This window comes from Lampropedia cohaerens (assembly GCF_001005215.1).
Lineage (GTDB): Bacteria > Pseudomonadota > Gammaproteobacteria > Burkholderiales > Burkholderiaceae_C > Lampropedia > Lampropedia cohaerens.
This window is the reverse complement of the sequence record NZ_LBNQ01000036.1, coordinates 1-5,655: the sequence shown is the minus strand read 5'-3', so window position 1 is coordinate 5,655 and position 5,655 is coordinate 1. Positions and strand designations below refer to the sequence as shown.

General features: G+C 52.7%; 2 tRNA genes and 3 rRNA genes. All 5 read right to left on the bottom strand.

Features of this window, described 5'->3' with window-relative positions:
• Positions 1–51 precede the first annotated feature (51 nt).
• Positions 52–164: ribosomal RNA gene (gene rrf / locus AAV94_RS11990) — 5S ribosomal RNA — on the bottom strand.
• 135 nt (positions 165–299) lie between these two features.
• Positions 300–3,174 (bottom strand): 23S ribosomal RNA (locus AAV94_RS11985).
• Positions 3,175–3,543: 369 nt separating this feature from the next.
• Positions 3,544–3,619: transfer RNA gene (locus tag AAV94_RS11980), tRNA-Ala, on the bottom strand.
• 25 nt (positions 3,620–3,644) lie between these two features.
• Positions 3,645–3,721 (bottom strand) — tRNA-Ile (locus tag AAV94_RS11975).
• Positions 3,722–3,832: 111 nt separating this feature from the next.
• A 16S ribosomal RNA gene (locus AAV94_RS11970) occupies positions 3,833–5,370 on the bottom strand.
• The 16S, 23S and 5S rRNA genes sit together here with 2 tRNA genes alongside, the layout of an rRNA operon.
• Positions 5,371–5,655: the final 285 nt, after the last annotated feature.

The following is a 5,655-nucleotide window of genomic DNA, read 5'->3' as shown; positions in this document are numbered from 1 at the left end:
AAGAACGAAGCCCCTTGCAAAGGGGATTGCAAGGGGCTTGTTGGAGTAGGAGCCTGACGATGACCTACTTTCGCACGGGGATCCGCACTATCATTGGCGCGAGTCTGTTTCACGGTCCTGTTCGGGATGGGAAGGGGTGGTACCAGACTGCTATAGTCATCAGGCATAACTGGTGAGGCTGCGGCTTGAGGGTTTTGGTGTTTCAAGCTGCGAGCCTATCATAGAGTCGAATGGTAATTGATTGCGAGGCAACGCGTTGGTTGGTTTGCCTTGGTTGGTTGGTGAGAAACCAAAGTTATAGGGTCAAGCCGCACGGGCAATTAGTACTGGTTAGCTCAATGCATTGCTGCACTTGCACACCCAGCCTATCAACGTCGTGGTCTTCAACGACCCTTTAGGGGGCTCAAGGCCCCGGCAGATCTCATCTTGGGAGAAGTTTCCCGCTTAGATGCTTTCAGCGGTTATCTCGTCCACACATAGCTACCCGGCGATGCCACTGGCGTGACAACCGGTACACCAGAGGTGTGTCCACTCCGGTCCTCTCGTACTAGGAGCAGGTTCCCTCAAATCTGCAGCGCCCACGGAAGATAGGGACCAAACTGTCTCACGACGTTTTAAACCCAGCTCACGTACCTCTTTAAATGGCGAACAGCCATACCCTTGGGACCGACTTCAGCCCCAGGATGAGATGAGCCGACATCGAGGTGCCAAACACCGCCGTCGATATGAACTCTTGGGCGGTATCAGCCTGTTATCCCCAGAGTACCTTTTATCCGTTGAGCGATGGCCCTTCCATACAGAACCACCGGATCACTTAGTCCTACTTTCGTACCTGTTCGACTTGTCAGTCTCACAGTCAAGCACGCTTATGCCTATGCACTATTAGCACGATGTCCGACCGTACCTAGCGTACCTTCGAACTCCTCCGTTACGCTTTAGGAGGAGACCGCCCCAGTCAAACTGCCTACCATGCACTGTCCCCCGCCCTGATTCAAGGGCGCAGGTTAGAACCTCAAACACACCAGGGTGGTATTTCAAGGACGGCTCCAGCAGAACTAGCATCCTGCCTTCAAAGCCTCCCACCTATCCTACACAGATCTGTTCAAAGTCCCATACAAAGCTACAGTAAAGGTTCATGGGGTCTTTCCGTCTTTCCGCGGGGAGATTGCATCATCACAAACATTTCAACTTCGCTGAGTCTCTGGAGGAGACAGTGTGGCCATCGTTACGCCATTCGTGCAGGTCGGAACTTACCCGACAAGGAATTTCGCTACCTTAGGACCGTTATAGTTACGGCCGCCGTTTACTGGGACTTCAATCAAGAGCTTGCACCCCATCATTTAATCTTCCAGCACCGGGCAGGCGTCACACCCTATACGTCCACTTTCGTGTTTGCAGAGTGCTGTGTTTTTAATAAACAGTCGCAGCCACCTATTTTTTGCAACCCATTCATGCTCGGCTGTTCACCTCACACTACTAGGGCACACCTTCTCCCGAAGTTACGGTGTCAATTTGCCGAGTTCCTTCTCCAGAGTTCTCTCAAGCGCCTTAGAATACTCATCTCGCGCACCAGTGTCGGTTTGCGGTACGGTCGTTACAAGCTGAAGCTTAGTGGCTTTTCCTGGGACCCCGTTCAGTTACTTCGCAGGCAAGCCCGCTCGATCGACAGCCTCGGTTTATGTGTGCCGGATTTGCCTAACACACGCCTACTTCTGCCTAAACTGGCTATTCCAACAGCCAGATAACCTATTAAGATCCGTCCCCACATCGCACTTGTAATCGGTGCAGGAATATTAACCTGCTTCCCATCAGCTACGCATCTCTGCCTCGCCTTAGGGGCCGACTCACCCTACGCCGATGAACGTTGCGTAGGAAACCTTGCGCTTACGGCGAGGGGGCTTTTCACCCCCTTTAACGCTACTCATGTCAGCATTCGCACTTCTGATACCTCCAGCAGCCCTCACAGGCCACCTTCGCAGGCTTACAGAACGCTCTCCTACCACGCACAGTTATCTGTGCATCCGCAGCTTCGGTAACTGGCTTAGCCCCGTTACATCTTCCGCGCAGGACGACTCGATCAGTGAGCTATTACGCTTTCTTTAAATGATGGCTGCTTCTAAGCCAACATCCTGACTGTCTGTGCCTTCCCACCTCGTTTCCCACTTAGCCAATTTTAGGGACCTTAGCTGGCGGTCTGGGTTGTTTCCCTCTCGTGTCCGGACGTTAGCACCCGGTGCACTGTCTCCCAAGCTCTACTCTGCAGTATTCGGAGTTTGCCTTGGTTTGGTAAGTCGCCATGACCCCCTAGCCAAAACAGTGCTCTACCCCCGCAGGTAATACTTGAGGCACTACCTAAATAGTTTTCGGAGAGAACCAGCTATTTCCGAGTTTGTTTAGCCTTTCACCCCTATCCACAGCTCATCCGCTACTTTTGCAACAGTAGTCGGTTCGGTCCTCCAGTACCTGTTACGGCACCTTCAACCTGGCCATGGATAGATCACTCGGTTTCGGGTCTACACCCAGCGACTAGACGCCCTATTCGGACTCGATTTCTCTTCGGCTCCCCTATTCGGTTAACCTCGCCACTGAATGTAAGTCGCTGACCCATTATACAAAAGGTACGCCGTCACCCCTTTCAGGGCTCCGACTTTTTGTAAGCATGCGGTTTCAGGATCTATTTCACTCCCCTCCCGGGGTTCTTTTCGCCTTTCCCTCACGGTACTTGTTCACTATCGGTCGATTACGAGTATTTAGCCTTGGAGGATGGTCCCCCCATCTTCAGACAGGATTTCACGTGTCCCGCCCTACTTGTCTCTAGCTTAGTACCACACAGGTCTTTCTTGTACGGGGCTATCACCCACTATGGCCGCAGTTTCCAATGCGTTCCAATATCCCCTGTGCTATCTCTAGACGGCTGCTCCGATTTCGCTCGCCACTACTTTCGGAATCTCGGTTGATTTCTTTTCCTCTGGGTACTTAGATGTTTCAGTTCCCCAGGTTCGCCTCCTTGACCTATGTATTCAGCCAAGGATACCCTCGCGGGTGGGTTTCCCCATTCAGAAATCTTCGGATCAATGCTCATTTGCCAGCTCCCCGAAGCTTATCGCAGGCTATCACGTCTTTCATCGCCTGTAATCGCCAAGGCATCCACCACATGCTCTTAGTCACTTGACCCTATAACTTTGGCCTCTGCAGCTCTCACCACAAAGCCCTCTGCCATCTCAATCAAGCAAACTTCTCTAACGCGTTATTGCCGTAATTCACGCTTGTCTTGCCAGGCACGCACTCGCGTGCATGCCCTGAGAACAATCGTCAATTACTTGAAGCATCCAGGCTCAGCTTTCGCCTCGCCCGCATGTTCGTTCTTGACGCAATCAATTTTGCCGCTGATGGCACGGTGAGCACTTTCGCACTCTTTCCATCAGCAACAATGATTCGACTCTATGATTTTTTAAAGAACAGCCGTATTCATCGATCTCCATCGACAAACAACAAAGAATCCTTCGCCTTTTGGCGAAAGCTCCTTTGGTGTTCAACGATTCTTGGTGGAGGATGACGGGATCGAACCGACGACCCCCTGCTTGCAAAGCAGGTGCTCTCCCAGCTGAGCTAATCCCCCTACTATCCTCTATCCATTGGATTCTTGGTGGGTCTAGTTGGGCTCGAACCAACGACCCCCGCCTTATCAAGACGGTGCTCTAACCAGCTGAGCTACAGACCCAAGCACTACCAACCACACCCAGAACCCTCGGCACCAGGATGTAATCAACAGCTCGTCTTCCAACAACCGATAAGTGTGGACGTTTGGCAAGCCTTCGCTTGTCTTTTCCAGAAAGGAGGTGATCCAGCCGCACCTTCCGGTACGGCTACCTTGTTACGACTTCACCCCAGTCACGAGCCCCGCCGTGGTAAGCGCCCTCCTTGCGGTTAAGCTACCTACTTCTGGCAGAACCCGCTCCCATGGTGTGACGGGCGGTGTGTACAAGACCCGGGAACGTATTCACCGTGACATGCTGATCCACGATTACTAGCGATTCCGACTTCACGCAGTCGAGTTGCAGACTGCGATCCGGACTACGACCGGCTTTATGGGATTGGCTCCACCTCGCGGCTTCGCGACCCTTTGTACCGGCCATTGTATGACGTGTGTAGCCCCACCTATAAGGGCCATGAGGACTTGACGTCATCCCCACCTTCCTCCGGTTTATCACCGGCAGTCTCATTAGAGTGCCCAACTTAATGATGGCAACTAATGACAAGGGTTGCGCTCGTTGCGGGACTTAACCCAACATCTCACGACACGAGCTGACGACAGCCATGCAGCACCTGTGTTACGGCTCTCTTTCGAGCACTCCTCTATCTCTAAAGGATTCCGTACATGTCAAAGGTGGGTAAGGTTTTTCGCGTTGCATCGAATTAAACCACATCATCCACCGCTTGTGCGGGTCCCCGTCAATTCCTTTGAGTTTTAGCCTTGCGGCCGTACTCCCCAGGCGGTCAACTTCACGCGTTAGCTTCGTTACTGAGAAAGTTAATTCCCAACAACCAGTTGACATCGTTTAGGGCGTGGACTACCAGGGTATCTAATCCTGTTTGCTCCCCACGCTTTCGTGCATGAGCGTCAGTGCAGGCCCAGGGGATTGCCTTCGCCATCGGTGTTCCTCCGCATATCTACGCATTTCACTGCTACACGCGGAATTCCATCCCCCTCTGCCGCACTCCAGCCATGCAGTCACTAATGCAGTTCCCAGGTTGAGCCCGGGGATTTCACATCGGTCTTGCATAGCCGCCTGCGCACGCTTTACGCCCAGTAATTCCGATTAACGCTCGCACCCTACGTATTACCGCGGCTGCTGGCACGTAGTTAGCCGGTGCTTATTCTTACAGTACCGTCAGCAGACCAGGGTATTAACCCAGCCCTTTTCGTTCTGTACAAAAGCAGTTTACAACCCGAGGGCCTTCGTCCTGCACGCGGCATTGCTGGATCAGGCTTGCGCCCATTGTCCAAAATTCCCCACTGCTGCCTCCCGTAGGAGTCTGGGCCGTGTCTCAGTCCCAGTGTGGCTGGTCGTCCTCTCAGACCAGCTACAGATCGCAGGCTTGGTAGGCCTTTACCCCACCAACTACCTAATCTGCCATCGGCCACTCCAGTCGCGCAAGGCCCAAAGGTCCCCTGCTTTCATCCGTAGATCTCATGCGGTATTAGCCACTCTTTCGAGTAGTTATCCCCCACGACTGGGCATGTTCCGATGTGTTACTCACCCGTTCGCCACTCGCCACCAGGTGCAAGCACCCGTGCTGCCGTTCGACTTGCATGTGTAAAGCATGCCGCCAGCGTTCAATCTGAGCCAGGATCAAACTCTTTAGTTCGATCTCTTAAAAACTCACTCACTCAAGCGGAATTGAAGTAAACCTGTAAGCTAAAAAAAGATCTCTCAACCTCTTCTCGGCCTACACACTTCTTCTTCTGTTTGCATGAGCGTTTGGCATCTCTGCCTTCGCAGCACCCCAAGCACGCTATTCGCACACCCAAAGCACTCTCTTTGCAAGCAAAGCCTCTGTCCAAACGCCCACGCTTATCGGCTGTAATTTGTTAATGAACCGTCTCTTACCAAGCATTCGCCGCGATCAGCGAAGCCCTCTACTATAGCACAA